This is a genomic window from Streptomyces cucumeris (assembly GCF_024295805.1).
GTDB classification, from domain to species: Bacteria; Actinomycetota; Actinomycetes; order Streptomycetales; family Streptomycetaceae; genus Streptomyces; species Streptomyces cucumeris.
This window is the reverse complement of sequence record NZ_JANCLX010000002.1, coordinates 149735-175461: the sequence shown is the minus strand read 5'-3', so window position 1 is coordinate 175461 and position 25727 is coordinate 149735. Positions and strand designations below refer to the sequence as shown.

General features: G+C 68.3%; 23 protein-coding genes and 1 pseudogene. 7 read left to right on the top strand and 17 right to left on the bottom strand.

The genetic code is table 11. The features are described 5' to 3' along the window. The first annotated feature begins 44 nt into the window (after window positions 1-44). The 4 genes from NMK44_RS03740 (at window position 45) to NMK44_RS03725 (ending at window position 5144) form a co-directional block, all read left to right on the top strand. Complete coding sequence (locus NMK44_RS03740) at window positions 45-1832, top strand: ABC transporter substrate-binding protein (RefSeq protein WP_254738145.1); 1788 nt, start codon at window positions 45-47, stop codon at window positions 1830-1832. Between the two features lie 103 nt (window positions 1833-1935). Then, on the top strand, window positions 1936-2913 hold the full coding sequence (locus NMK44_RS03735) for an ABC transporter permease (protein WP_254738143.1): 978 nt from the start codon (window positions 1936-1938) through the stop codon (window positions 2911-2913). A gap of 19 nt (window positions 2914-2932) precedes the next feature. Further along, entirely contained in the window at window positions 2933-4009 is a 1077-nt protein-coding gene (locus NMK44_RS03730; protein WP_254738141.1) for an ABC transporter ATP-binding protein, read from the top strand. Window positions 4010-4022: 13 nt separating this feature from the next. Beyond that, a complete protein-coding gene (locus NMK44_RS03725; RefSeq protein ID WP_254738139.1) occupies window positions 4023-5144 on the top strand; it encodes an ABC transporter ATP-binding protein in 1122 nt (373 codons plus the stop codon). A gap of 1 nt (window position 5145) precedes the next feature. Here the strand turns inward: NMK44_RS03725 and NMK44_RS03720 are convergent, their stop codons facing one another. From NMK44_RS03720 to NMK44_RS03710, 4 genes are all read right to left on the bottom strand, one after another. After that, on the bottom strand, window positions 5146-5535 hold the full coding sequence (locus NMK44_RS03720; RefSeq protein WP_254738137.1) for a hypothetical protein: 390 nt from the start codon (window positions 5533-5535) through the stop codon (window positions 5146-5148). A 79-nt stretch (window positions 5536-5614) separates the two neighbouring features. Continuing rightward, window positions 5615-6790, bottom strand: coding sequence for a methyltransferase domain-containing protein (locus NMK44_RS03715; protein ID WP_254738721.1), 1176 nt, complete (start codon window positions 6788-6790; stop codon window positions 5615-5617). A gap of 13 nt (window positions 6791-6803) precedes the next feature. Beyond that, on the bottom strand, window positions 6804-6932 hold the full coding sequence (locus NMK44_RS41965) for a hypothetical protein (protein ID WP_302887737.1): 129 nt from the start codon (window positions 6930-6932) through the stop codon (window positions 6804-6806). 95 nt (window positions 6933-7027) lie between these two features. Then, window positions 7028-7510, bottom strand: coding sequence for an ATP-binding protein (locus NMK44_RS03710; RefSeq protein WP_254738135.1), 483 nt, complete (start codon window positions 7508-7510; stop codon window positions 7028-7030). A gap of 229 nt (window positions 7511-7739) precedes the next feature. On the opposite strand from NMK44_RS03710, the gene NMK44_RS03705 reads away from it, so the two are divergent. Beyond that, window positions 7740-9002, top strand: a complete 1263-nt coding sequence (locus NMK44_RS03705) for an NsdA family TPR-like regulatory protein (RefSeq protein WP_254738133.1) — start codon at window positions 7740-7742, stop codon at window positions 9000-9002. 4 nt (window positions 9003-9006) lie between these two features. On the opposite strand, the gene cutA is transcribed toward NMK44_RS03705, so the two are convergent. Then, on the bottom strand, window positions 9007-9327 hold the full coding sequence (gene cutA, locus NMK44_RS03700) for a divalent-cation tolerance protein CutA (protein WP_254738131.1): 321 nt from the start codon (window positions 9325-9327) through the stop codon (window positions 9007-9009). Window positions 9328-9652: 325 nt separating this feature from the next. Between cutA and NMK44_RS42630 the strand changes: the two are divergent. Next, a pseudogene (locus NMK44_RS42630) lies at window positions 9653-10238 on the top strand (HAD-IA family hydrolase). Window positions 10239-10282: 44 nt separating this feature from the next. Next, the gene (locus NMK44_RS03690; RefSeq protein WP_254738129.1) at window positions 10283-10738 is read left to right on the top strand and encodes a hypothetical protein; all 456 of its coding nucleotides are present in this window, start codon (window positions 10283-10285) and stop codon (window positions 10736-10738) included. Here NMK44_RS03690 and NMK44_RS03685 read toward each other — a convergent pair. From NMK44_RS03685 to NMK44_RS03630, 12 genes are all read right to left on the bottom strand, one after another. Beyond that, entirely contained in the window at window positions 10735-11790 is a 1056-nt protein-coding gene (locus tag NMK44_RS03685) for an ABC transporter ATP-binding protein (protein ID WP_254738127.1), read from the bottom strand. The two genes, NMK44_RS03690 and NMK44_RS03685, sit on opposite strands and share 4 nt — an antisense overlap. Further along, on the bottom strand, window positions 11783-12784 hold the full coding sequence (locus tag NMK44_RS03680) for an ABC transporter ATP-binding protein (protein WP_254738126.1): 1002 nt from the start codon (window positions 12782-12784) through the stop codon (window positions 11783-11785). Before NMK44_RS03680 ends, NMK44_RS03685 begins: the two co-directional genes overlap by 8 nt. Before the next feature lie 10 nt (window positions 12785-12794). After that, window positions 12795-13811, bottom strand: a complete 1017-nt coding sequence (locus NMK44_RS03675; protein WP_254738124.1) for an ABC transporter permease — start codon at window positions 13809-13811, stop codon at window positions 12795-12797. Continuing rightward, window positions 13804-14727, bottom strand: a complete 924-nt coding sequence (locus NMK44_RS03670) for an ABC transporter permease (protein WP_254738122.1) — start codon at window positions 14725-14727, stop codon at window positions 13804-13806. The genes NMK44_RS03675 and NMK44_RS03670 overlap by 8 nt, the downstream gene beginning before the upstream one ends. Window positions 14728-14729: 2 nt before the next feature. Next, a complete protein-coding gene (locus NMK44_RS03665; RefSeq protein WP_254738121.1) occupies window positions 14730-16382 on the bottom strand; it encodes a peptide ABC transporter substrate-binding protein in 1653 nt (550 codons plus the stop codon). A 196-nt stretch (window positions 16383-16578) separates the two neighbouring features. Further along, entirely contained in the window at window positions 16579-17742 is a 1164-nt protein-coding gene (locus NMK44_RS03660) for an ABC transporter ATP-binding protein (RefSeq protein ID WP_254738119.1), read from the bottom strand. After that, window positions 17735-18793: an ABC transporter ATP-binding protein gene (locus NMK44_RS03655; protein ID WP_374215229.1), complete on the bottom strand. Its 1059-nt coding sequence runs from the start codon at window positions 18791-18793 to the stop codon at window positions 17735-17737. Before NMK44_RS03655 ends, NMK44_RS03660 begins: the two co-directional genes overlap by 8 nt. Window positions 18794-18804: 11 nt before the next feature. Then, a complete protein-coding gene (locus NMK44_RS03650; protein ID WP_254738117.1) occupies window positions 18805-19776 on the bottom strand; it encodes an ABC transporter permease in 972 nt (323 codons plus the stop codon). After that, window positions 19769-20695 carry an ABC transporter permease gene (locus NMK44_RS03645; protein WP_254738115.1) on the bottom strand — a complete coding sequence of 309 codons (927 nt, stop codon included), beginning with the start codon at window positions 20693-20695 and terminating at the stop codon, window positions 19769-19771. The genes NMK44_RS03650 and NMK44_RS03645 overlap by 8 nt, the downstream gene beginning before the upstream one ends. 152 nt (window positions 20696-20847) lie before the next feature. Next, window positions 20848-22491, bottom strand: coding sequence for a peptide ABC transporter substrate-binding protein (locus tag NMK44_RS03640; RefSeq protein WP_254738113.1), 1644 nt, complete (start codon window positions 22489-22491; stop codon window positions 20848-20850). A gap of 469 nt (window positions 22492-22960) precedes the next feature. Then, window positions 22961-24856, bottom strand: coding sequence for a translational GTPase TypA (gene typA / locus NMK44_RS03635; RefSeq protein ID WP_254738111.1), 1896 nt, complete (start codon window positions 24854-24856; stop codon window positions 22961-22963). 152 nt (window positions 24857-25008) lie between these two features. Beyond that, a complete protein-coding gene (locus NMK44_RS03630) occupies window positions 25009-25626 on the bottom strand; it encodes a hypothetical protein (protein WP_254738109.1) in 618 nt (205 codons plus the stop codon). Window positions 25627-25727 lie beyond the last annotated feature (101 nt).

Genomic DNA, 25727 nt, shown 5'->3' with positions numbered 1-25727 from the left:
TAACGGCAGAGTGTTCCGTCCGACGAGGCAGGTGCATGACCACCATGACGTTGAACCACAGGCGCAGAGCCCGCACATTCACCGTCGCCCTGGCCGCGGGGGCCCTGGCGCTGGCCGGATGCAGCAGCGGGGGCGGCTCGGACCCCAAGGAGTCCAAGGAGCCGGAGATGACGTCCCAGGGCATCACCCTGGGCACCCCCGCCGACTCCACGGGCCCCGCCAAGGAGCTGCCGGGCGCGCAGAAGGGCGGCACGGTCACGGTGCTCCAGCGGGACGCGTTCGAGCATCTGGACCCGGGGCAGATCTACGTCAGCGATGAGCTGATCATGCAGACGCTCTACAACCGCACCCTGACCAACTACCGCATCGACGACAAGACGGGGAAGGTCAAGCTGGTCGGCGACCTCGCCACCGACACCGGCAAGTCCTCCGACGGCGGCCGCACCTGGACCTACACCCTCAAGGACGGGCTGAAGTTCGAGGACGGGTCGCCGATCACCTCCAAGGACGTCCGGCACGCGGTCGAGCGGCTCTACGCCCCGTTCCAGACCAACGGCCCGACCTACCTCCAGCAGTGGCTCTCCGGGGACGGCCAGAAGTACCGCAAGGCGCTGCCGGACGGCCCGTACAAGGGCAAGCACCTGCCGAAGACGGTGCTGGACACCCCGGACGACAAGACCGTGATCTTCCACTTCGACCAGCCGCGCGCCGAGGTGCCCTTCGCGGTGGCCATGCCGAACATCGGCGCGGTCCCGCCGGAGAAGGACACCAAGGAGAAGTACGACAAGGCGCCGGTCGCCTCCGGCCCGTACAAGATCAAGGACTTCAAGCCGGGCAAGGGTGTCCAGTTCGTCAGGAACCCGCACTGGGACCCCAGGACCGACTCGATACGCCACCAGTACGTCGACACCTATGACGTCTCCTTCGGCCACCAGTGGGTGGACTCCACCCGGCGGCTCCAGGCCGCCAAGGGCGATGACCGGAACGGGATGACGTTCACCAACGCGGTCGACCCCTCGCAGATCTCCACGGTCCTCAAGGACAAGGAGGCGATGGCCCGGTCGATGACCGAGACGCAGCCCTATGTGGATGTCGTCTCGATCAATACCGATCGCGTCAAAGACAAGAAGGTGCGCGAGGCCATCGCCTGGGCCTTCCCCAGCGGCCAGTACCTCCAGCAGTTCGGCGGACCGAAGGCCGGTGAGATCGGCGGCGGACTGGTCGGCCCCACGCTCAAGGGCTACAACACCTCCTTCGACCCGTTCCAGAAGCGGAAGTACCCCGGCGGCAACGCCAAGAAGGCCCGGGAGCTGCTGAAGGCGGCGGGCGAGGACGGCTACGAGCTGGTCTACGGCTACGGCAACGGTGACACCCACCAGGACGCCGCGGTGGTCGTCGAACGGGCCCTGGAACGCGCCGGGTTCACGGTCCAGAAGAAGGAGATCGACCAGAGCACCTACTACACGCAGATCGGCAAGGTGGACAACAAGTACGACCTCTACCGGTCCTCGTGGGGTGCCGACTGGCCCTCCGCCTCGACGGTGGTCCCCCCGCTGTACGACGGCAAGAACGTCTACAACGACTCCGCGAACTACTCCCATCTCGATGTCCCGTGGATCAACAAGGAGATCGCCCGGGTGGCGAAGGTCAGCGATCTGAACCGGGCCACCGCCGAGTGGATGAAGCTCAGCGAGAAGATCTTCACCAAGGAGGTGCCCGCGGTGCCGACCTTCTACAACCGGCTGTTCACCCTGTGGGGCCCGGGTCTCGGCGGAGTGAAGTGGAACGCGGTCTACGGGGCCGTGGACCCCACGGCCGTCTTCGTCAAGTAGCAGCGGCCGCACCGGAGCCCGGCCGCGCCACGCGTACGCCGCCGTCAGCGGCAGCCGCGGGGCGCGGCCGGGGCCCCGCACCTACCGGAAGATCCCCGACGCCATGTTGAGATTCCTCGCCCGCCGGACCCTCGGCGCGATCGTGATCCTCCTGCTGATCAGCGCGATCACGTTCTTCCTCTTCTTCGCCCTGCCCGCCGAACCCGCGCGGCTCGCCTGCGGCAAGAACTGCGATCCGACATCGCTCGCGATCATCAACAAGAACCTCGGTCTTGACCAGCCGGTCCCGGTCCAGTACGCGAAGTTCATGGTGGGGATCTTCGTGGGGCGCGACTTCGCCGTCGGACACTGCGACGCCCCCTGCTTCGGCTACTCCTTCGTCAGCCAGGAGCCGGTGTGGGGCACCATCGTGGACCGCTTTCCGACCACCCTGTCGCTGGCCGTCGGCGGTGCCGCGGTGTTCCTGGTGTTCGGCGTCGGCATCGGCATGATCGCCGCCTGGCGGCGCGGCACCTGGGTGGACAAGTTCGTCAGCTCGCTGTCGCTGCTCGGCGCGTCCATGCAGATCTACTTCGTCGGGGTGCTCTGTCTCGCCTGGTTCGTCAGCGGCCTCGGGATCATGGAACAGCCCGCGTACCACTCCGTCACCGACAATCCGGCGAAGTGGTTCAGCGGGATGCTGCTGCCCTGGCTGGTGCTCTCACTGATCTTCATGGCCAACTACAGCCGGATGACCCGCTCCCAGATGGTCGAGCAGTTGCAGGAGGACCACGTCCGCACGGCCCGTGCCAAGGGGCTGTCCGGCCGTACGGTGTTCTTCCGCTACGCCTGGCGCGGCGCCATCGCCCCCATCGTCACCATCTTCGGCATCGACCTCGGATCGCTCTTCGGCGGGGCGATGGTCACCGAGTACACCTTCACCCTGCATGGCATCGGACGGCTGGCGGTGGAGTCCGTGCAGCTGACCGATCTGCCCATGCTGATGGGCGTGATGCTGGTCAGCGCCGCGGCCATCGTGGTGTTCAACATCCTGGTCGACGCCGCCTACGCCTTCATCGATCCGCGCGTGCGCCTCGCCTGACGACCCCGGAGCTGACGAGATGACCACCCTCACCAAACCGGACGACGGCGCGACGCCACCCACGGCCCCGGGCGCCGATGCCTTCCTCTCCGTACGCGACCTGTACGTCCGCTTCTCCACCGAGGACGGCGTGGTCAAGGCGGTCGACGGCCTCTCCTTCGACCTCGAACGCGGCCGGACCCTCGGGATCGTCGGTGAGTCCGGCTCCGGCAAGTCGGTCACCAACCTCACCGTGCTGGGGCTGCACGATCCGCGTACCACCGAGGTCCGCGGGGAGATCCGGCTCGACGGCCGGGAGCTGACCGGGGCGCCGGAACGCACCCTGGAGACACTGCGCGGCAACACCATGGCGATGATCTTCCAGGATCCGCTGACCGCGCTGTCGCCGTACTACACGGTGGGGCGGCAGATCGCCGAACCGTTCCGCAAGCACACCGGCGCGTCGAAGCGCGAGGCGCGCTCGCGCGCGGTGGAGATGCTGACGAAGGTCGGCATCCCCAACCCCGCGCTGCGGGTGGACGACTACCCGCACCAGTTCTCCGGCGGGATGCGCCAGCGCGCGATGATCGCCATGGCGCTGGTGTGCAACCCGGATCTGCTGATCGCCGATGAGCCGACCACCGCCCTCGACGTCACGGTCCAGGCCCAGATCCTGGATCTGCTCAAGGACCTCCAGCAGGAGTTCGGCTCCGCGATCATCCTCATCACCCACGATCTGGGCGTGGTCGCCAACACCGCCGACGACCTGCTGGTGATGTACGCGGGCCGGGCGGTGGAACGCGGCACCGTCCGCGAGGTGCTGCGGGCGCCCCGGCATCCGTACACCTGGGGGCTGCTGGGGTCGATGCCCCGGCTCTCCTCCGATGTCGACGCACCGCTGAACCCCATCCCCGGCACCCCGCCGAGCCTGCTGGCGCCCCCACCGGGCTGTCCGTTCCACCCCCGGTGCGCCTTCACCGGCGAGGTGGACGGGGCACGGTGCCACACCGAACGGCCGGTGCTGCCGGAGCGGCGGGGCGGCGCGTGTCACCTCACGGACGAGCGGAAGCAGACCCTCTTCACCGAGCAGATCAAGCCCCGTCTTGGCCGGGGCTAGGGAGCCGTCAACCATGACCACTGCGCCGGACGCCTCGCCGACCGTGACGGGGGAACCCCTCCTGGTCGCCGAGAAGCTGACCAAACACTTCCCGATCATGGACGGCTTCCCGATCCGGCGGAAGGTCGGGGCCGTCCAGGCGGTCGACGGGGTGGATCTGACCGTCCGCGCGGGTGAGAGCTTCGGCCTGGTCGGCGAGTCCGGCTGCGGCAAGTCCACCACCGGACGGCTGCTCACCCGGCTGCTGGAGCCCACCGCCGGAACGCTCCGCTACCGGGGCCGGGACATCACCCACGCGGGCCGCAAGGAGCTGGCGCCGATCCGCTCCGAGATCCAGATGATCTTCCAGGATCCGTACTCCTCGCTGAACCCCCGGCAGACCGTGGGCGCCATCATCTCCGGCCCGATGGAGATCAACGGCATCCGCCCGCCCGGCGGCCGGGAGGCGCGGGTGCGCGAGCTGCTGGAGACCGTCGGGCTCAACCCCGAGCACTACAACCGGTTTCCGCATGAGTTCTCCGGCGGTCAGCGGCAGCGCATCGGCGTCGCCCGCGCACTCGCCCTCGAACCCAAGCTGATCGTGGCCGACGAACCGGTCTCGGCGCTGGATGTGTCCATCCAGGCGCAGGTCGTCAATCTGCTCCGGCAGCTCCAGCGCGACCTGGGCATCGCCTTCCTGTTCATCGCCCATGACCTGGCCGTGGTGCGGCACTTCTCGCAGCGGGTCGCGGTGATGTACCTGGGGAAGGTGGTGGAGGTCGGCGACCGCGACTCCATCTACCGCCGCCCCCGGCACCCGTACACCCACGCACTGCTCTCCGCGGTGCCGGACGCGGAGACCGTCCTGGCCGACGGGGACGACGGGGCGCCGGCCGCCCGCCGGGAGCGCATCCGGCTCGCCGGGGACGTCCCCTCCCCCATCCGGCCGCCCTCGGGCTGCCGCTTCCGCACCCGCTGCTGGAAGGCCCAGGACCTGTGCGCCCGGCAGGAGCCCCCGCTGCTGCGTCTTGACGGCAACCGCGAGGGCCATCTGTCCGCCTGCCACTTCCCCGAGGCGCCCACCCTGGACGCCCGTGACCAGGACATCGTCCTGGACCCGGCCCTGATCGCGGCCGAGGACCCCGGCAAGGACTGAACTACCCGGCCACTCCGGTGGTGTACGAGGCCCAGGGCACCTCACACGGCGAACGGTGCCCGGGGTCCGGGCAGATGACCCGCACCAGCTCCGCGCGCACCTCCTCCACCCCGCCCGGAACGGGGCCCAGCGCCACCCGGATCTCCCACACTGCCCGCGCCCCGGGGTCCGCCCCGGGATGGGTCAGCCGCCACTGCTCCACGAGATCCTCGTGGAACGCGCCGAGCGACCTCCCACCGTCGCCCGCCGGCTCTCCCGCCCCGAGCACCGACACCCGGTGCTCCACCCCTCGCGCCACCAACACCCGCCCACACGCCGTGGCCAGCCCGGCGGCGGTCCCGTCGGTGGCGTAGACGCCGAGCCGGATCTCGATGGTGTGTTCATCGCCCATGCCGGGGACGGTAGTCCATCACCGTTCCTCCGGAGCGGAGTTGTTGTGACGGGGAAGGTGACGACTCCGGCGGTTCCCGTCAGCTCAGGTCGGGCACCGGCTGGTCCGGGGAGTCCAGCCAAGCCGTGTGCTGACCTTCGGGAGTGATCGTCATGCCGAAGCGGTCCGGCCCAGGGCTGCCCATGGCCCGCCACCACGCATAAGCGGCCTCCACCGAGCCCCACAGGCGACGGGAGCCGTGCTCCCATACCGTGAACTGATCGTCGCTCCGGCCATCCCAGTCGACGGCCGCCCACGACTCGGCGTCGGTGGTGGCCAGCCACAGCCGGGACGTCACTCCCTCCACATCGGGGTTGTCATGCCAAGCCCGCCAGAGGTCGCGGAGTTGGAGCCCGACGGCGAACTGAGCCGCCCATTCGTCTCCGGTGACCTCCCATGGCGACAGACGGGTGACCGACTCGCTCGGTACGTGCTCGTCCCGTACCACGTCCCGGTAGATCCGCAGGTCCGTACGCTGGTTACGCATGAGCATGAACGCCGAATGAGGAGAGAACCACCCCGATGCCATGCCCTGCCCGTCCACCGTCAGCCGGAGCAAGCCGTAGCAGAACCACGGCGACTCCCACGGGGTCAAGATCACCCCGCCTGGTTTCGTCTGCTTCACCCAGGCGCGGGGCACCTGCCGCACCGAACAGGTAGCGATCACCCGGTCATATGGAGCGCCTGCCGCGTATCCGGCCACGCCGTCATCCGTGACTACCCGAGGCTCCAGACCGGCAGCCGTAAGGCCAGCCGCAGCCTGCGCGGCAAGAGCGGGATCCACCTCTACCGTGGTCACCAGCCCCGCACCCAGCCGATGCGCCAGGAGTCCGGCGTTCCAGCCCGTGCCCGTCCCGATCTCCAGCACGCGGTGACCATTCGCCACGCTCAACATGTCGAGCATGCGGAAGACGATCGATGGGGCGGACGCCGATGACGAGGGCCAGCGATCACCGCTGCCCGGGTCGGTACCGTCGTTGATCTGTGTCACCACAGGGCCGTCCGCGTAGGCCGCGTGCAGCCAGGCCGAGGGATCCGCACTCCGGACGCAGGCGGCCAGACCATCCCCCACCCACACCTTCTCCGGCAGGAATGCGTGCCGGGGCGCGGCCCAGAACGCACGTTCCCACTCCGGTGCGAGCACCCCCGACAGCGTTTCCTTGAGAGTGCCGAGCAGACCGCGCATGGCGGTCCGCTCGGCTCCGTCGTTCACCATCACCAGTCGCGCTCTACTTCCCGTGCTTCGGCGGCTGCTTGGGCTGCGCCGTGTCCGGCGACGGCGCCGACGTACCCGGGTCCTTCTTCCCCGAGTGCTTGCCGTCGCCCCCGCTGCCGCCTTGTCCCGTTCCCCATCCCATGACTGCTCCCTTCGGTCGTAGTGTTGCTGCGGTGGTGCAAGATCCCGCCCGGCTACTCCTTCACGTCCTCGTAGGACGGGAGGCCCGAGCGGGGGTCAATGGGCAGTCGGAGAGACATGAGCAGAGTGGTCGATCACTGCTTCTCCCGACGCTTGAGCCTGGCTGTCACAGGCAGGCAATTCGGCCCAGACGACCTTGCCCGATTCGTCCAAGTCGTAGTTCCACCGGCGAGCCAGGGCCTCGACGAGCAGGAGGCCGCGTCCGGAGTCCTCGTCCGTGCCGCGGGTGCGAATCTGCGGCAGACCACGCGATCCGTCACTCACAGCGATGCGAACCACCTGCTCCGGAAGGCGGTCGATCTTGATGCGAATGACCGTTCCCGCTCCGTGCCGTACGGCGTTGCTCACCAACTCAGCAACGATCAAGGACGCTTCATCCACAAGGCATTCGAGCCTCCAGGCGTGGAGCGCGATCTTGACCAACCGCCGTGCATGGGAGGAAGACACCTCCTCACGGGGTAACACTTCGGAGTAATCAGGCGTACCGATCCCGACAGGCCTCGTCGCGGTCGTGGTCACTGGGTCCCTTCCCGAGGTGGTTGCGGATTGACGTGGCTGGGAAGCAAGAGTGATGCGCTCCTCCAAGCCGCGGGGAGAGACGTCCGGGGCGCCCGCTCCTCTACCCGGACAAGTCAACGGCGGTGCCTCGATGCGCGGAGTAGCCGACGTGTTGGGCGTTTCTTCGTGTTGGCTTTCCCTGTTGGCTTCTACGTCACGTGCTGGCCGATCGAGTCCAAGGGGACGGGACATGCGAGAGCACGAATTAGGGCCGCTGCTCAAGGGGCTGAGGGAGAGCACCGGCCGTACGCAACAGGAACTCGCCGACGACCTGAACCGCCGGACGGGGCGTCACAGCGACCGTCACCAGGTCTCCGACTGGGAGCGTTGTGTCATCCCCGGGCCCTACTGGCGCGAGCAGCTCGCGGACTCCCTCGGAGTCCCGGTGGACCTGCTGAACCGTGCCGCTGCGGCATCCAGGCGCCGGCGCAAACTTGAACGACTCTCTCTGGAAGGACCCGACGAAAGCGCGGAGGGACCAGTGGACCGAAGGACGTTCTTGGGTACGGCTGCGGCGGCGGCCGGCACGGCGGCGGAACCGTGGGGAAGGCTTGCTATGGCCCTCTCCGGTGGTCAGGTGGACGAAGACGCCGTACGGCACCTCATCAGCGGTACCGCCGACTTGTACACGGACGAGGAGCATGTCCCCGCTCCGCTGCTCTCCGCTCGTATCGCGGCGCACCTCGACTGCATCACCGCGATGATCCCCAGAGCGGGACAGCGACGAACCGAGCTCATCATCTCCGCAGGCGAAACGACGGCGCTCGCTGGCTGGGCAGCCTGGGACCGGGGAGAGTACACCGAGGCCGCGCACTACTACCGGGCCGTACGCGATGCGGCCAAGGAGACAGGGCACCGACCGCTCGACGCGCTAGCGATCCTCTATGCCTCCTATGGGACCGACAACCCCTCCAAGGCGGCCGCGATGCTCGCGGAAGCACAGCTCTGTGTGAAGGGGCCCGGCTATGCCACAGCCCATGCCTGGGCAGCCGCGAGAGAGGCGGAGGAGCAAGCCCGGCTGGGCCGGTCGGATGCCGCCGAGCGCGCCGTCGAACGGGCTCGGACGGCCTACGACTACGCCTCGCCGGAAGCAGAGCAGCCATGGGTTCGGTTCTTGCGACCAGCACGACTCGACTCGATGGCCGTCTCCACCTACACGCGGCTTGGGCACCCGCAAGCCTTGACCCGAGCCCAGGCATCCATGGAGCACCTCGACGTGGGGAACCCGAAGGTCAACGTGGCGGTGCTCTGCGACGCCGCGATGGCCCACCTGGTGGCGGGCGACGGAGATCGAGGCGCAGCGGTTGCCCGCCGGGCTCTCGATACAGCCGTATCCTTCAACTACATCGGGGTGACCATGGTCGACGTGCGCATGAAGGAGGTTGCCGGAGTGCTCCCGGACAGCACGACGGCGCGAGATCTCCAGCAGGAGATTCGCGCCGCAGTGGCATAGGGAGCTACTTGGTCTCGGTGGAGACCCAGTTGAGATATCCAGCGGATCCACCGGTGACCGGAGTGGCAATGATCTCCGGCTCATCGTAATCGTGATGCTCGGCGATGAAGCGGGTCAACTCGTCGACCAGGTCAGAGCGGGTCTTGAAGTCGATCCGCCATTCTTGATCGTGCTGGATCTTGCCCTCCCATCGGTACACGGAGGAGATGGGGTAGACCTGTGCACAGGCGGCGAGTTGCTCGGCCACCACGACACCTGCCAACTCCTTCGCCTTCTCTTCCGCGTCGGTCGTCGTGATCACTACGGAGTGTCCACTGTCCGTCATGCCGGAGAGCCTATGCCCCCGCACGGCTCAACCGTCCGGGGTACGGCGCCCGTGCCCGTGCCCGGGAGTCAGCGGAACACACCGAGCGGCACGCCGTCGTCAACGGTCCGTTCCCCCGCGCCGAGCACCAACACCGTTTCCCCAGCCCCCGGAGGCATCGCGGATCGGCCCTGGCCTCGGAGGTCGTCGCTCATGCCTCGCGAGACCAACGGCCCTCTGCACCGTGTCTGCGAACAGCACGCTCATCACCACTGGGAGAGGAGTTCCATTGTCCACCTCCTACCGCGGCCTGATCCTCGACTTCGGCGGCGTCCTCACCACACGAATGAAGCTCAACGGTCAGGCGTTCGAGCGCTCCGAAGGCCTCGCACCCGGCGCCTACTTCCACGCCTTGGAGAAGCATCCTGACGGGGTCCGTATCTACGCGGACCTCGAAGTCGGCAGGGCTGCACAGGAGGACTGGAACCGGGTGATCGGAGGGATCCTCGGCGTGGATCCGACTGATCTGATGCGCCGGGCCCTTGCGAACCTGCGGCCAGAACCCGATCGTCGCGGCAGCCCAGCGGGCGCGCGAGGCTGGAGTGAAGGTCGCGATGCTGTCCAACAGCTTCGGTCTTGAGCCGTTCAACCCGTACGAGGCCCTCGGCATGTGGGAGGACGAGTTCGACGCGGTGGTCCTGTCCGAGCGCGCCGGGGTGCGGAAGCCGTCACCGGCCATCTACCAGTTGGCACTGGATGCGCTGGGACTGACCGGTGCCGAGTGCGTCTTCGTGGACGACCATGCACATAACCTGCCACCTGCGGAGGCCCTCGGGATCCGCACCCTTCACCACACCACGGACCCCGAGTCCACCGCGGCTCAGCTCAACACGCTGTTGGTCCCGGCTACTGCCTGCCCGCGGCAGCGGTGACGCAGCTTGCCGGACGGGCATCGCGCATGAGTAGGGTTCCGGCCATGACCAAAGCCGCGTCCCCCGTGTACGAGGAACACTTCACCCGGTCGCCGTTCCAGCTCCTCGGGGGGTACGGCTGGAAGAAGCTGGTGGCCTTCCGGGTGGACGCGGACGGGGTGCTCCTCGGCGGGGCGCCGGCCCGGCATCGGCAGCACACCGCGCGGGTGCTGTGGCAGGACATCGAGTCCGTGGTGATGTGGGCGCATCCGACGGCGGGGCCCTCGCCGATGCGATACGTGGGGGTCGAACGGCGGTCGGACGCACCGGAGTTGCCCGGGCCCAACCGGAACCTCAAGGCGGTGACGGCCGCGGCCTTGGCGCCCCATATCGACTACGAGGTCTTCCGGGCGAGCCGGACGCTGGTCCTGTGGCGGGTCGACCGCGACCGCCTGGAGGCCGCCGTCAACGCCTTCGCCCCGGGCGTCCCGGTCCGGTTCCACCCGGAGCACTGGGGCTAGGCCAGCCCCGGGGTCACCGCGACGCGTTCCTCGGCGAAGTGGCAGGCGGAGGCGTGGGCCGCCGGGCCGTCGGTGGTGCGGAACGCCTCCGGGACGGCCAGCGCCGGTACGTCCACCGCGCAGCGGTCGCGCGCCTTCCAGCAGCGGGTGCGGAAGCGGCAGCCGGAGGGCGGATCGGCCGGGGAGGGGACGTCGCCGGACAGGAGGATGCGGGTCCGGCGGGCGCGCGCGCCGGGGTCGGGAACGGGGACGGCGGACAGCAGCGCCTGGGTGTAGGGGTGGGTGGGGTGTTCGTAGATCTCGGTGTCGGTGCCGGTCTCCGCGAACCGGCCCAGGTACATCACCGCCACCCGGTCGCAGATGTGCCGGACCACCGAGAGGTCATGGGCGATGAAGACGTAGGAGAGGCCGAACTCGTCCTGGAGCCGCTCCATCAGGTTCACCACCTGCGCCTGGACCGAGACGTCGAGTGCGGAGACCGGTTCGTCGGCGACGATGACCTCCGGCCGCAGGGCCAGCCCCCGGGCGATGCCCACACGCTGGCGCTGGCCGCCGGAGAACTGGTGCGGATAGCGGTTGATGTGCTCGGGGTTGAGGCCGACCACATCCAGGAGTTCCTGGACCCTGCGGCGCCGGTCGCCCTTGGGCGCCGCCTCGGGGTGGATCTCGAAGGGTTCACCGACGATGTCACCGACCGTCATCCGGGGGTTGAGCGAGGTGTAGGGGTCCTGGAAGACCATCTGGATATTGCGCCGGACATGGCTGAGCGCCCGGCCGGAGAGCCGGCTGATGTCCTCGCCGCGATAGCGGATCGCCCCTGCGGTCGGCCGTTCCAGGTTGACCAGCAGCCGGGCGACGGTGGACTTGCCGCAGCCGGACTCGCCGACGATGCCGAGGGTCTCGCCGCGCCGCAGGTCGAAGGAGACGGTGTCCACCGCCCGGACCGCGCCGATCCGCCGCTTGACCAGGACGCCCCGGGTGAGCGGGTAGAGCTTGGCGAGGTCGCGGACCTCGAGAACGGACTCGGCGGACTGCACGCGTTGCTCAGGCATCGAGTTCGTCCTTCCAGAAGTGGCACGCGCTGGCCCGTCCGGGCGCGGCGGTGTCCGTCACATCCGGCACCTCGTACAGCGGCGGGCGTTCGGTGCGGCAGATCTCCTGGGCACGCGGGCAGCGCGGGTGGAACGGACAGCCGGTGGGGACGGAGAGGAGGCTGGGCGGCAGCCCCTTGATGGCGTAGAGCTCCTTGCCCTGGTGGTCCACGCGCGGGATGGAGTCCAGCAGTCCACGGGTGTACGGATGGGCCGGGCGCCGGTAGAGCTCCTGGACCGGCGCGGTCTCCATGATCCGCCCGGCGTACATCACGGCGATGCTGTCCGCGACGTCCGCGACCACCCCGAGGTCATGGGTGATCAGGATCAGCCCCATCGCGTACTCACGGCGCAACTCATCGAGCAGATCCATGACCTGGGCCTGGACGGTGACGTCCAGGGCGGTGGTGGGCTCGTCGGCGATGATCAGCTCCGGCTCCAGGGCGATCGCCATGGCGATCATGATCCGCTGGCGCATCCCGCCGGAGAACTGGTGGGGGTAGTCGTCGACCCGGGCCTTCGCCGCGGGGATCCGGACCCGGTCCATCAGCTCGACCGCCCGCGCACGGGCGTCCTTACGGGACGTCCCGCGGTGCACCTCGTACATCTCGGCGAGCTGGGCGCCCACCGTCAGCACCGGGTTGAGGGCCGACAGCGCGTCCTGGAAGATCATCGCCATCGCGGCACCGCGCACCGAACGCCGCTCCCGCGGACTCATCGTCAGCAGGTCCCGGCCGTGGAAGAGGACCTGACCGCCGGTGACGGAGGCGGGCGGCGAGTCGAGGATGCCCATGACGGCCTGGGCGCTGACCGACTTCCCGGAGCCGGACTCGCCCAGGACGGCCAGTGTCCGGCCCGCGTCCACGGCGTAGCTGACTCCGCCGAGGGCCTCGGCGACGCCGTCCCGGGTGCGGAATTCGACCCGGAGGTCTTGTACGTCCAGCAAACGCGTCACGGGTGGCTCCTCAGCGCAAGCGGGGGTCCAGGGCGTCGCGCACCGCGTCACCGAGCATGATGAAGGCGAGGACGGTGACGCTCAGCGCGCCCGCGGGCCACAGCAGCATGTGCGGGGCGTTGCGGATCTGGGCGGAGGCGGAGGAGATGTCGATCCCCCAGGAGACGGTGGGCGGTTTGAGCCCCACCCCGAGGAAGGACAGCGTCGCCTCCAGGGCGATGTAGGTGCCCAGCGCGATGGTCGCCACCACGATCACCGGGGCGACCGCGTTGGGCGCGATATGGCGCAGCAGGGTCCGGCCGCTGCCCGCCCCCAGGGCCCGCGCCGCCTGGACGTAGTCGTGCTGTTTGACGGTGACGACCGAACCGCGGGCGATCCGGGAGATCTGCGGCCAGCCAAGCAGCACGATGAAGCCGACCACCGGCCAGACCGAACCGCTGGTCACCACGGACAGGAAGACCAGTCCGCCGAGCAGGATCGGGATGCCGAAGAAGACATCGGCCAGCCGGGAGAGCAGCGCGTCCCACCAGCCGCCGAAGAATCCGGCGAGTCCGCCGAGCAGACTGCCGAGCAGGGCGGCCCCGGCGGTGGCGCAGATCCCGACGGTGATGGAGGCGCGGGCGCCGTAGACGGTGCGGGTGTAGACGTCGCGGCCCTGGAGGTCGTAGCCGAAGGGGTGGCCGGGCGCGGGGCCCTCCTGCGCCTTGGCCAGGTTGCCCTGGTACGGATTGCCGTCGGCGATCGCCTGCGGCCAGATGGCGATGGTGACCAGGAAAAGGATCACCAGCGCGGAGACGATGAAGACCGGGTTGCGGCGCAGGTCGTGCCAGGCGTCCGACCACAGCCCGCGGCCACCGGGCAGACCGCCGGTCCGGATCTCGCGGCGCCAGGGCATCCGCCGCCGGGTCCGCGGCGGCCCGCCACCCCGGAGGGCGTCGGTGCCGGAGGCGGCCATCGGCCCGCCGCCGCCCGCGGCCGGCGCGAGCGCCTCGGTCATGTCGAGCTGCGTCTCAAAGGGCTCAGGCATAGCGGATCCTCGGGTCGAGCACGGCGTAGAGGAGGTCGACAAGGAGATTGGCGACCAGGAAGACGATCACCAAGATGGTGACGAAGCCGACCACGGTCGGTGAGTTCTGGCGCAGGATGCCCTGGTAGAGCTGGTAGCCCACACCATGGATGTTGAAGATCCGCTCGGTGACGATGGCCCCGCCCATCAGCGCGCCGATATCGGTGCCGAGGAAGGTCACCACCGGGATCAGCGAGTTGCGCAGCAGATGGCGGGTGACGATCCGGTGGCGCGGCAGCCCCTTGGCGACGGCGGTGCGCACATAGTCGGCGCGGGCGTTCTCCACCACGGAGGTGCGGGTGAGCCGGGTGGTGTACGCGAGCGAGACCAGCCCCAGCACCACACCGGGCAGCAGCAGTTGGGCGAACGGCGCCTCCGGCGACACCGACGGCCGGGCCAGCCCCCACTCCACCCCGAACAGGTACTGCAGCACGGTGCCGCTGACGAAGGTCGGGATGGAGACCACGACCAGGGTGAGCAGCAGCACCGAGGTGTCCAGCCCCCGGCCGCGGCGCAGTCCGCTGAGGACGCCGAGGGTGACACCGAGCGCCATCTCGAACACCACGGCCACCACGGTCAGCCGCAGGGTGACCGGAAAGGCCCCGGCCATCAGCTCGGTGACCGGCTGTCCGTTGAAGGCGGTGCCGAAGTCCCCGCTGAACACCTGCCCCATGTAGTGGACGTACTGGCTCCACAGCGGTTCATCGAGGTAGAGGTCCTCGCGGATCCGGGCGGCGGTGGCCGGGTCGGGCGCCTTGTCGCCGAAGAGCGCGGCCACCGGGTCGCCGAGCGCGTAGACCATGAAGAAGATCAGGAAGGTGCTGCCGATGAACACCGGGACCATCTGCAGCACCCGCCGCAGCACATAGCGGCCCATGCTCAGCCGACCTCGATCTGGTGGTAGACCGGGACGCTGAACTGGTTGAGGACCACATCGCTCAGCCGCTCCGAGTAGCCCGCGCTGCCGTTCTGGTACCACAGCGGGATGGCGGGCATCTGCTCGGCGAGGATCTTCTCCGCGTCCTGGAACGAGGTCACGGCGGCACCGGTGGCGGAGGCCGCGTTGGCCTGGTTGACCAGCTTGTCGAAGGCGGGGTCGCTCCAGTGGCCGTCGTTGGAGGAGGCACCGGTGTAGTACAGCGGCTGGAGGAAGTTCTGGATCAGCGGGTAGTCCATCTGCCAGCCCGCCCGGAACGGCCCGGTCATCTGCTTCCCGGCCATCTTGTTGCGGTAGTCGGCGAAGGTGCCGACCGGCTTGCCGACGCACGCCCGGTCGCTGTGCAGTGTGGCGTTGACGCTGTTGCACACCGCGTCCACCCAGTCCTTGTGGGAGCCGGTGTCCGCGTTGTACGTGATGGTCATCCGGCCGCCGGGCAGTCCGCCCGCCGCCTCGATCAGCTTGCGGGCGCGCGCCGGATCGTAGGCGCAGGCGTTCCCGCACAGCCCCGGCCGGTAGCCGCCCTCACGGCGCAGCACCGGGGAGGTCCAGTCGGACGCCGGGGTACGGGTGTTGCGGAAGATCCGCTCGGTGATCTGCTTCCGGTTGATCGCCATCGAGATGCCGCGCCGCAGCTTGGCCTTGGCGGGGCCGCGCCAGGCGCTGTCGTACATCGGGAAGGTGAGGGTCTGGATGATCCCGGCGGGCTGGTTGATGTAGCGGTTGCCGAGGTCGGCGCGGACGAACTTGAGCTGCTGGGCGGGGACATCGTCCACCAGGTCCAGGTTGCCCGCCTGGAGATCGGTGTAGGCGGTGTTGGAATCGGTGTAGACCCGCAGGTCGACGCCCTTGTTCCGGGGCTTGTCGGGGCCCTTGTAGTCGTCCCGGGTGCGCAGTTTCATCACCGCGCCCTTGGAGTAGGACGCCACCTCGTACGGTCCGTTGCCGACGGGGCGCTTCAGCCAGGCGGCGTGGTGGGTGAAGAACGCGCGGGGCAGCGGTACGTAGGCGTTGTAGCCGAGCGTCTTGGGCCAGGTGGAGAACTTCTGGGTGAGCCGCACGGTGAAGGTGCGGTCGTCCTTGACCCGCAGCCCGGAGAGGGTTTTCGCGGTGGGGCTGCCGGAGAGGGGGTGGACCTTGTCGTACCCCTCGATGTACTCGAAGAAGTACGCGTTGCGCTGCTTGTTGTCGAGCAGGGCGCCATAGTTCCACGCGTCCACGAAGGACCGGGCGGTCACCTTCTCGCCGTTGGCGAAGCGATGGCCCCGTTTGATGGTGACGGTGTAGTTGCGCTGGTCGGAGGTGGTGATCCGGTCCGCGAGCGCGTCCTTGGCCTCACCCGTCTCCGGGTCGTAGGTCTTCAGCCCGCGGAAGATCATGTCCAGCACCTTGCCGCCCTGGACCTCATTGGTGTTCGCCGGTTCCAGGGGGTTGGGCGGATCGCCCCAGGAGGAGCGGATGATCCCCGAGCCGGAGCCGCCACTGTCACCCCCGCCACAGGCTGTGGCGGACAGCGCGACCACGCCCACCAGGGCGCCGGCACATCCGGTGCTCAGCGTGCGACGGATGGGGCTGCGGTGCGATGCGGTGCGCATGGCGCCTCCCGAGGACCGGTCCAAGATCCGCTATAGGCCCCTATGGCATCCCAGGCCCGGGCGGGTCGCACCTCCACCGCGGCTGTCCGTGGCACCGCCGGAGCACACCGGGGTCCGGGGTGTCACCCGGACGACGCGAGGGCGCCCGGACCGTGTCGACGGTCCGGGCGCCCTTGTGCGCTGTCGCTGACGCGGATCAGGCGTGCACGACGTCCTTCTCCTCGGCGAAGTGGCAGGCCGACTCGTGCGCGGCCGGGGTGTCACTGCCCGCGAACCGCTCCGGGACGGCGAGCAGCGGCACCTCCTTGGAACACCTGTCCTCCGCCTTCCAGCAGCGGGTGCGGAAGCGGCAGCCGGACGGCGGGTTGGCCGGGGAGGGCACATCACCCGCGAGGATGATCCGCTCCCGGCCCTCACGGGACTCCGGGTCCGGGACCGGGACCGCCGACAGCAGCGCCTGGGTGTAGGGGTGCGTCGGGTGGTCGTAGATCTCGGTGTCGGTGCCGATCTCGGCCATCTTGCCCAGGTACATCACACCGACCCGGTCGGAGATGTGCCGGACGATGGACAGGTCGTGCGCGATGAAGACATAGGACAGGTTGAACTCGTCCTGGAGCTTCTCCATCAGGTTGATCACCTGCGCCTGGACCGAGACGTCCAGGGCCGAGACCGGCTCGTCACAGATGATGATCTCGGGGTTGAGCGCGAGACCGCGCGCTATCCCGATGCGCTGCCGCTGACCGCCGGAGAACTGGTGCGGATAGCGGTTGATGTACTCCGGGTTCAGACCCACGACGTCCAGCAGTTCCTGGACCTTCCGCCGGCGGTCGCCCTTGGGCGCGACCTCCGGGTGGATCTCGTACGGCTCGCCGATGATGTCGCCCACCGTCATCCGGGGGTTCAGCGAGGTGTACGGGTCCTGGAAGACCATCTGGATGTTGCGGCGCACGGCGCGCAGGGCGCGGCCGGACAGCCTGGTGATGTCCTGGCCCTTGTAGAAGACCTCACCGGCGGTGGCGGTCTCCAGGGTCATCAGCAGCTTGGCGACGGTGGACTTGCCACAGCCGGACTCGCCCACGATGCCCAGGGTCTCGCCCTGGTAGAGGTCGAAGGAGATTCCGTCGACCGCCTTGACCGCGCCGATCTGCCGCTTGAACAGGATGCCCTGGGTCAGCGGGAAGTGCTTGACCAGATTGCGCACCTGGAGGATCGGTTCACCGCGCTCGACGGGCGCCTCGATGGCCTCCACGGCTGCCTCTTCGGTGGCCGCGTCGACCGTCTCCACCTCCGTGACATTGGGGGTGGCGTCCTGGATGTCGTCGGACCGGTCCACGGCCGCTTTCTTCTCGATCTCAGCCATGGAGCGTCTCCTTCCAGAAGTGGCACGCGCTGCCGCGCCCCGGCAGCTCCGTGCCGTCCTGCTCGGTGACCTGGTGCAGGACCGGGATCTCGGTGCTGCAGATGTCCTCCGCCTTGGGGCAGCGCGGGTTGAAGGCGCAGCCCGAGGGGACCTTGAGCAGGTTGGGCGGCAGACCCTTGATCGCGTAGAGCTCCTGGCCCTTGCGGTCGAGACGCGGGATGGATTCCAGCAGACCCCGGGCATAGGGGTGGGCCGGGCGCTTGTAGAGCTCGTGCACCGGCGCGGTCTCCACGATGCGGCCCGCGTACATCACCGCGATCTTGTCGGCGACATCCGCCACCACACCGAGGTCATGGGTGATCAGGATCAGACCCATGTTGTACTCGCGCTGGAGCTCGGCGAGCAGATCCATCACCTGGGCCTGGACGGTGACGTCCAGCGCGGTGGTGGGCTCGTCCGCGATGATCAGGTCCGGCTCCAGGGCCAGCGCCATGGCGATCATGATGCGCTGGCGCATACCGCCGGAGAACTGGTGCGGGTAGTCGCCCACCCGCTCCTTCGCCGCGGGGATGCGGACCCGGTCCATCAGCTCGATGGCCTTGGCCTTGGCCTCCTTCTTGGACAGCCCCTGGTGGACGCGGAACATCTCGCCCAGCTGGTAGCCCACGGAGAGCACCGGGTTGAGGGCCGAGAGCGCGTCCTGGAAGATCATGGCGATCTTCCGGCCGCGGATCTTCCGGCGCTCCTCGTTGGACATGGTGAGCATGTCCTCGCCGCGGTACAGGATCTGGCCCTGCGGGATCTTCCCGGGCGGCATGTCCAGGATGCCCATGATGGCCTGGGCGGTCACCGACTTGCCGGAGCCGGACTCGCCGAGCACGGCGAGCGTCTCACCGGCGCGGACACTGTAGTTGACACCGTTGACGGCCTTGGCCAGGCCCTCCCGGGTGTGGAACTCCACGTGCAGGTCGCGGACTTCCAGCAGCGGGGTGCCGTCGTCGCTCTCCTCCACACGGGAGGTGGCGCTCGTGGTCTTCTCGATGGTGGTCACGTACGCCCTCCTCAGCGCAGCTTGGGGTCGAGGGCGTCGCGTACCGCGTCGCCGAGCGTGATGAATGCGAACACGGTCAGGCTCAGCATCCCGGCGGGGAAGAGCATCACATGCGGGTTGTCCCGGATGGCGTCCTTGGCCGCGGAGATGTCGATGCCCCACGAGATCGTCGGGTCGGCGAGGCCGAGACCCAGGTACGACAGCGTGGCCTCGGCGGAGATGTACGCGCCGAGCGAGATGGTCGCGACCACGATGGTGGGCGCGAGGGCGTTGGGCAGGACGTGCCGGAACAGGATCCGGGTGGTGCCCGCGCCGAGGGCGCGCGCCGCGGTGACGTAGTCCGCCTGCTTGGCGGTGATCACCGAACTGCGCATCACCCGGGCGATGGTCGTCCAGCCCAGGAAGGCCAGCGCCGCGATCACCACGTACACCTTGCGCTCGGTGAACGCGTTCAGCACGACCATCGAGCCGAGCAGGAACGGCAGACCGAAGAAGATGTCGACGAGGCGGGAGACGATCGCGTCGACCCAGCCGCCGAAGTATCCGGCCAGCATGCCCACCAGACCGCCGAAGAGGGTGACCATGACCGTCACCCCGACACCGACCATGATCGAGGCGCGGGTGCCGTAGATGACCCGGGCGTAGATGGAGCGGCCCTGCACGTCGTAGCCGAACCAGTCGGCCTGGAAGAAGTGCGTCAGCTCCGGCTTGGTCAGGAAGTGGTTGGTCAGATCGCCGTCACGGGGGTCGGCACCGGTGAAGAGACCGGGGAACGCCGCGATGGTCAGCAGCAGCACCAGCAGCACCGCGGAGACCCAGAACAGCGGCCGGTGGCGCAGCTCGTACCAGGCGTCTCCCCACAGCGAGCGGGGCTTGCCGGGTCCGGTGTCCTTCTTCGAGAGGCCCGTGCCGACCGCCGCCGCGTCGGCGTGGGAAGCGGGGCCACCGAGAGCGAGTCCGGTGCCTGTCGTCGGCTCAGACATATCGAATCCTCGGGTCCAGGACCGCGTACAGCAGGTCGACGAGCAGGTTGATCAGCAGGATGACGAGGACCAGAATCGTCACCACACCGACGATCGTGGTCCCCTCCCGCTGTCCGAGCGCCTTGAACAGCAGGTTGCCGACGCCTTGGACGTTGAAGATGCCCTCGGTGACGACCGCACCGCCGACGAGCGTGCCGATGTCGGTGCCGAGGAAGGTGATCACCGGGATCAGCGAGTTGCGCAGCAGGTGGACACCGACGATCCGGCGTCGCGGCAGGCCCTTGGCCACCGCGGTGCGCATGTAGTCGGCGCGCAGGTTCTCCGCGAAGGTGGTCCGGGTCAGCCGGGCCACGTATGCCAGCGAGAGCATCGCGAGGACGAAGCCCGGCAGCAGGAGCTGCTGGAGGTCTTCCGAGTCCTGGACGTTGGGCGGCAGCCAGCCGAGTTCATCAGCGAAGATGAACCGGGCCAGGTAGCCCATGACGAAGACCGGCATCGAGATGACGATCAACGTGAAGATCAGGACGCCGGTGTCGACGGCCTTGCCCGCCTTGAGACCGGCCCAGGCGCCCAGCCCGATGCCGATGATCATTTCGATGGTGAGGGCCACCGCCGCGAGGCGGAGGGTCACCGGGAAGGCCATGCTCATTTCCTCGGAGACCTGACGGCCGCCGAAGGTCTTGCCGAAGTCTCCCTGGAAGAGATCCTTCATGTAGTCGATGTATTGCCAGAGCAAGGACTTGTCGAGCCCGAACTCATGGCGCAGGGCCGCGACCTGAGCGGGGTCGGCGGCCTTGTCTCCCCACATCGCCCGGATGGGGTCACCGGGCAGAACGTGGACCATGAGGAAAATCAACAGAGTGGTCCCGATGAAGACCGGGATCATCTGGAGCAGTCGCCTGGCGACGTAGCGCCCCATCATGCCTCCATGCCGTTGGGGGGTGGCGGAGGCCACGGCTCATCTGCTCCACGGGGGTGGGGGGAGAGGGGTCGCGGGCCTCACGCCTGCGGCCGGTGCCGCCGCGCTCCCCGGAGAGAGGATGCGGCGGCACCGGCCGGCGGTCCCGGTAATTACTTCTTCTTCACCTGAACGTCGGTGAAGATCGGGTCGCCGTCCTGACCGTAGGGAATCTTCCCCAGGATCTTGTTGGACTGGCCGCTGTTGACCTTGTAGAACCACAGCGGGATCGCCGGCATGTCGTTGGCGAGGACCTGCTCCGCCTCCTGGTAGAGCTTCACGGTCTCGTCCAGGGTGGGAGCCTTGTCGGCCTTGGTGGAGAGCTTGTCGAACTTGTCGTTCGCGTAACCGCTGGTGTTACCGGCGGCCTTGGAGCCGTACAGGTCCCTCATGAAGTTGGAGTTGACCGGGTAGTCGAGCACCCAGCCACCGCGGTACATGGACTTGACCTGGTGCTTGTCACGCGCGTTCAGGTCGGCCTGGAAGTCGGGCTTGGAGTCGCCCACGCAGTCGACACCGGTGGCCTTGCGGATGCTGTTGCAGACCGCGTCGACCCAGGGCTTGTGGTCCTGGTCGGCGTTGAACTGGATGGAGATCTTGTTGCCCGGGACGCCGCCACCCTCCTTGATGAGGGCCTTGGCCTTCTTCGGGTCGTAGGAGACCTGGTCCTTCAGCGCACCGGCCTTGTAACCCAGCACACCGCGGGCGACGAAGCTGTCGGCCGGGGTACGCGAGCCGTGCAGCACCGTCTTGGTGATGGTGGCACGGTCGATCGCCATGGACAGACCCTGGATGACCTTGGGGTCGATGTCCTTGAACTGGTCGGTGTAGAAGGCCGGGACGATCGACTGGACCGCCGAGTACTCCTCGTCGATCGCGCGCTTGCCCAGGTCCGACTTGTAGTTGGTCAGCGCGGTGGTCGGAACCTGCTCGATCCAGTCGAGGTTGTTCGACCGCAGGTCCGAGTAGGCGGCGTCGGCGGTGGTGTAGTTCTTGAAGTCGATGCCACCGTTCTTGGCCTTGTTCGGGCCCTGGTAGGCGTCGTACTTACGGACCTTGATCAGCTTCTTGTGGTCCCAGGAGACGAACTTGTAGGGGCCGTTGCCGATCGGCTTCTCGCCGTAGCCCTTGGGGTCCTTGAAGAAACCGCTGGGCAGCGGCGACCACACGTCGTAGCCCAGCTTGTAGGAGAAGTACGAGACCGAGCTGGAGAGCTCGATCTTGAACTCGTTGTCATTGACGACCTTGAGGCCGGACATCTTGTCCGCCTTGGGCTTGCCCTTCTCAGGGTGGACGTCCTCGTAGCCCTTGATGTCCGAGAACCAGCTCGAGTTGGTCTGGTTGTTCTTGACGTTGGCCGACCAGTTCCACGCGTCCACGTAGGACTTGGAGGTCACGGCCTCACCGTTGTGGAACTTCCAGCCCGGCTTGAGCTTGACGGTCCAGACGGAGGAGTCCTTGTTGGGAGTCACGGACTCGGCATTGATGTACTGGAGCTTGCCGGTGCCCCGCTCGTAGTCCACGAGCTGGGAGAAGACGGTCCTCAGGACACGGCTGCCCTGGCTCTCCTTGGCGTTTGCCGGCTGCAGCGGGTTCTGCGGCTCGCCCAACTGGGCGGTCAGGATCCCCTTCGGGTCCACCGTCCCCTTGTTCATGTCGTTGTCGCCGCTGTCACTGTCGCCGCCGCCACAGGCGGTGGCGGCCAGTGCCACAACCGCCGCCAGTGCGACCCACTTGGCGCTCTTGGCACCGCGCATGGGTATGCCTCCTCAGGAGTCCTCTGCCACTACGAGAGGGGGTATCCGGAAAGCACGCTGACACCCCTGACAGCGAAAGGGTCCGGAACCCCCCAGATGTGCTCGTAGGCCCGCGCTCCCCACAGCGTGTGACCCATTGACCCGAGCTCAATGGACCCCATGATTGAGCACGCTCGCCCCGTAAACCACACCTTATGGGTCTCGCTTTGGTCACATCATCTACGCGCGGAGCTTCGAAATCCGGACAAAAGCGTTGCTGACAGACACACGCGAAACGGACTGTTAACACATCATGCGGAGCCCTCTGGCCGATATCCGGACGCCTTCCCCCGGATAACTTGTTGACCGACACCTTCCTGACATGCCAGCAGCCCGGACCCCTCACGGCTGAGGAAGTCCGGGCTGCCCGGCGGATTCACGGACGCACCCACCCAGCGCTCACGCTGGGTGACGGGCTCCCGCGTACGCGTCAGCGCTTGGCGCGGGAGGCGGCGCGGCCGCGCTCCTTGGCGTCCAGCACCACCTTGCGGATGCGCACCGTCTCCGGGGTCACCTCGACGCACTCGTCGTCGCGGCAGAACTCCAGGGACTGCTCCAGGGAGAGCAGCCGCGGCGGCACCAGGGACTCGGTCACGTCCGCGGTGGAGGACCGCATGTTGGTGAGCTTCTTCTCCTTGGTGATGTTCACGTCCATGTCGTCGGTGCGGGAGTTCTCACCGACGATCATGCCCTCGTAGACCTCGGTGCCCGGCGAGACGAACAGCACGCCGCGCTCCTGGAGGTTGATCATCGCGAAGGCGGTCACGGCGCCCGAGCGGTCCGCCACCAGGGAGCCGTTGTTCCGGGTCTTCAGCTCGCCGAACCACGGCTCGTGGCCCTCGTGGATGGAGTGGGCGATACCGGTGCCGCGGGTCTGGGTCAGGAACTCGGTACGGAAGCCGATCAGACCGCGGGACGGGACGACGAACTCCATCCGCACCCAGCCGGAGCCGTGGTTGGACATGTTGTCCATCCGGCCCTTGCGGGTGCCCATCAGCTGGGTGACCGCGCCCATGTGCTCCTCGGGCACATCGATGGTGATGCGCTCGACCGGCTCGTGGACCTTGCCCTCGATCTCCCGGGTGACCACCTGCGGCTTGCCGACGGTCAGCTCGAAGCCCTCCCGGCGCATGGTCTCCACCAGGATGGCCAGCGCCAGCTCACCGCGGCCCTGCACCTCCCAGGCGTCCGGGCGGTCGGTGGCGAGCACCCGCAGCGAGACGTTACCGATCAGCTCGCGCTCCAGCCGGTCCTTGACCAGCCGGGCGGTGACCTTGCGGTCCTTCACGGCCGACTTGTCGGCGCCCTTGCCACCGGGGCCACGGCCGACCAGCGGCGAGGTGTTGGTGCCGATGGTCATCGAGATCGCGGGCTCGTCCACGGTGATCAGCGGCAGCGCGATCGGGTTCTCCGGATCGGCCAGCGTTTCGCCGATCATGATGTCCGGGATACCCGCGACGGCGCAGATGTCACCGGGCCCGGCCACCTCGGCGGGCTTGCGGGTGAGCGCCTCGGTCATCATCAGCTCGGTGATCCGGACGTTGGCGATCGAGCCGTCCCGCTTGATCCAGGCGACCGTCTGCCCCTTCTTCAGCTCGCCCTGCTCGACGCGGAGCAGCGCGATACGGCCGAGGAAGTTGTCCGCGTCCAGGTTGGTGACATGTGCCTGGAGCGGCGCGGCGGCGTCGTACTCGGGCGCGGGGACGGTCTCCAGCAGGGTGGTGAAGAAGGGCTGGAGGCTGTCGCTGTCGGCCGGGACGGTGCCGTCCTCGGGCTTGTTCAGCGAGGCCACGCCGTCCCGGGCGCAGGCGTAGACGATCGGGAACTCGATCTGCTCCTCGGTCGCGTCCAGGTCCAGGAAGAGGTCGTACGCCTCGTTGACCACGGCGTCGATCCGGGAGTCCGGGCGGTCCGTCTTGTTGATGCACAGGATGACGGGCAGCTTGGCCTGGAGGGCCTTGCGCAGCACGAAGCGGGTCTGCGGCAGCGGGCCCTCGGAGGCGTCCACCAGCAGGACCACGGCGTCGACCATGGACAGCCCGCGCTCGACCTCACCGCCGAAGTCGGCGTGGCCGGGGGTGTCGATGATGTTGATGGTGACGGGGTCCCCGCCGTCCGCCGGGTGGTACTTCACGGCGGTGTTCTTGGCGAGAATGGTGATCCCCTTCTCGCGCTCCAAGTCGTTGGAGTCCATCACCCGGTCGTCCACCTGCTGGTGGGCGGCGAACGCGCCGGCCTGCTTGAGCATGGCGTCGACCAGGGTCGTCTTGCCGTGGTCGACGTGGGCGACGATGGCGACGTTACGGATGTCGTGACGCGTGGGCATACTTGCGGCGCTTCTCCCGGAATCGTGGATGACGGCGCGCCCGGTCCGGTACGCCCGCCCGCCGGGCAGAACACGCCACGGCCTCACCCCCATGGTAAGGGGACGGCACGGGAACGGTCGCCGCCACCCATCCCCGGCCGCCCGGCACCCGCTCAGGCGCGGGCCGGATCGCCCTTCCGGCAGCCCAGTCGCGCGACCTCGTTCTCGGCCTCGTCACGGCCTTTCTTCGGGGCGGCTTCGCAGGTGACGATGATCTCCTCGGCGGACTGCCAGGTGACCGTGTGGCCCACCCCGTGCGAGGCGCTGTCGGGGCAGACGTAGCTGAAATCGGCCTCGATCAGGTCGACCGCCCGGGCGGTGACGTAGAACCCGGTCTGCTCGGCCCGGCGGGACGCGTAGACCCCTGGATCGTCCTCGGTGGCCGTACCGGGCTTCTTCGCCCCGTAGGCCAGGCCGGTGCCGACATGGCGCTCCAGGGAGCGGAGCACCGCCGGGGCGGGCACCGCGGGGCCGTCGGCCCGGACGGAGACGCGGTAGCGGGCGACCTCGTCCAGCTCCCTGGTGCTGACCTGCTGTCCCTTGGTGAAGCTGCCGTTGTTCAGATCGGTCACGACCGGGCGCTGGGAGACGTTCAGCCAGCGGTACATGGGCCGGTCACAGTTCTTCTCCCGGGCGGACGGCTTCTCCTGGGCCCCATTGCCGGAGGTGCATCCGGCCACCGCCGTGACGATCACCGCGATGCCGGCCCCCGTGCGCAGTGCGCGCTTCATTCCCGTTCCCCGTTTCCCCGTGTGGTCACCGTGTCGGCACGGTGGGTCATGATCACGGTCATGGTTCCGCACCGGGAGCGGGCGTCACAAGGGGTTGAGCG

What these genes read in the sequence shown, in the direction of transcription:
- NMK44_RS03660 (WP_254738119.1), bottom strand. Translation starts at nt 17,742, where the DNA reads ATGGCTGAGATCGAGAAGAAAGCGGCCGTGGACCGGTCCGACGACATC.
- NMK44_RS03675 (WP_254738124.1), bottom strand. Translation starts at nt 13,811, where the DNA reads ATGCCTGAGCCCTTTGAGACGCAGCTCGACATGACCGAGGCGCTCGCG.
- cutA (WP_254738131.1), bottom strand. Translation starts at nt 9,327, where the DNA reads ATGACGGACAGTGGACACTCCGTAGTGATCACGACGACCGACGCGGAA.
- NMK44_RS03720 (WP_254738137.1), bottom strand. Translation starts at nt 5,535, where the DNA reads ATGGGCGATGAACACACCATCGAGATCCGGCTCGGCGTCTACGCCACC.
- NMK44_RS03690 (WP_254738129.1), top strand. Translation starts at nt 10,283, where the DNA reads ATGACCAAAGCCGCGTCCCCCGTGTACGAGGAACACTTCACCCGGTCG.
- NMK44_RS03735 (WP_254738143.1), top strand. Translation starts at nt 1,936, where the DNA reads ATGTTGAGATTCCTCGCCCGCCGGACCCTCGGCGCGATCGTGATCCTC.
- NMK44_RS41965 (WP_302887737.1), bottom strand. Translation starts at nt 6,932, where the DNA reads ATGGGATGGGGAACGGGACAAGGCGGCAGCGGGGGCGACGGCAAGCAC.
- NMK44_RS03645 (WP_254738115.1), bottom strand. Translation starts at nt 20,695, where the DNA reads ATGGGGCGCTACGTCGCCAGGCGACTGCTCCAGATGATCCCGGTCTTC.
- typA (WP_254738111.1), bottom strand. Translation starts at nt 24,856, where the DNA reads ATGCCCACGCGTCACGACATCCGTAACGTCGCCATCGTCGCCCACGTC.
- NMK44_RS03685 (WP_254738127.1), bottom strand. Translation starts at nt 11,790, where the DNA reads ATGCCTGAGCAACGCGTGCAGTCCGCCGAGTCCGTTCTCGAGGTCCGC.
- NMK44_RS03665 (WP_254738121.1), bottom strand. Translation starts at nt 16,382, where the DNA reads ATGCGCACCGCATCGCACCGCAGCCCCATCCGTCGCACGCTGAGCACC.
- NMK44_RS03705 (WP_254738133.1), top strand. Translation starts at nt 7,740, where the DNA reads ATGCGAGAGCACGAATTAGGGCCGCTGCTCAAGGGGCTGAGGGAGAGC.
- NMK44_RS03725 (WP_254738139.1), top strand. Translation starts at nt 4,023, where the DNA reads ATGACCACTGCGCCGGACGCCTCGCCGACCGTGACGGGGGAACCCCTC.
- NMK44_RS03650 (WP_254738117.1), bottom strand. Translation starts at nt 19,776, where the DNA reads ATGTCTGAGCCGACGACAGGCACCGGACTCGCTCTCGGTGGCCCCGCT.
- NMK44_RS03740 (WP_254738145.1), top strand. Translation starts at nt 45, where the DNA reads ATGACGTTGAACCACAGGCGCAGAGCCCGCACATTCACCGTCGCCCTG.
- NMK44_RS03730 (WP_254738141.1), top strand. Translation starts at nt 2,933, where the DNA reads ATGACCACCCTCACCAAACCGGACGACGGCGCGACGCCACCCACGGCC.
- NMK44_RS03715 (WP_254738721.1), bottom strand. Translation starts at nt 6,790, where the DNA reads ATGGTGAACGACGGAGCCGAGCGGACCGCCATGCGCGGTCTGCTCGGC.
- NMK44_RS03630 (WP_254738109.1), bottom strand. Translation starts at nt 25,626, where the DNA reads ATGAAGCGCGCACTGCGCACGGGGGCCGGCATCGCGGTGATCGTCACG.
- NMK44_RS03640 (WP_254738113.1), bottom strand. Translation starts at nt 22,491, where the DNA reads ATGCGCGGTGCCAAGAGCGCCAAGTGGGTCGCACTGGCGGCGGTTGTG.
- NMK44_RS03670 (WP_254738122.1), bottom strand. Translation starts at nt 14,727, where the DNA reads ATGGGCCGCTATGTGCTGCGGCGGGTGCTGCAGATGGTCCCGGTGTTC.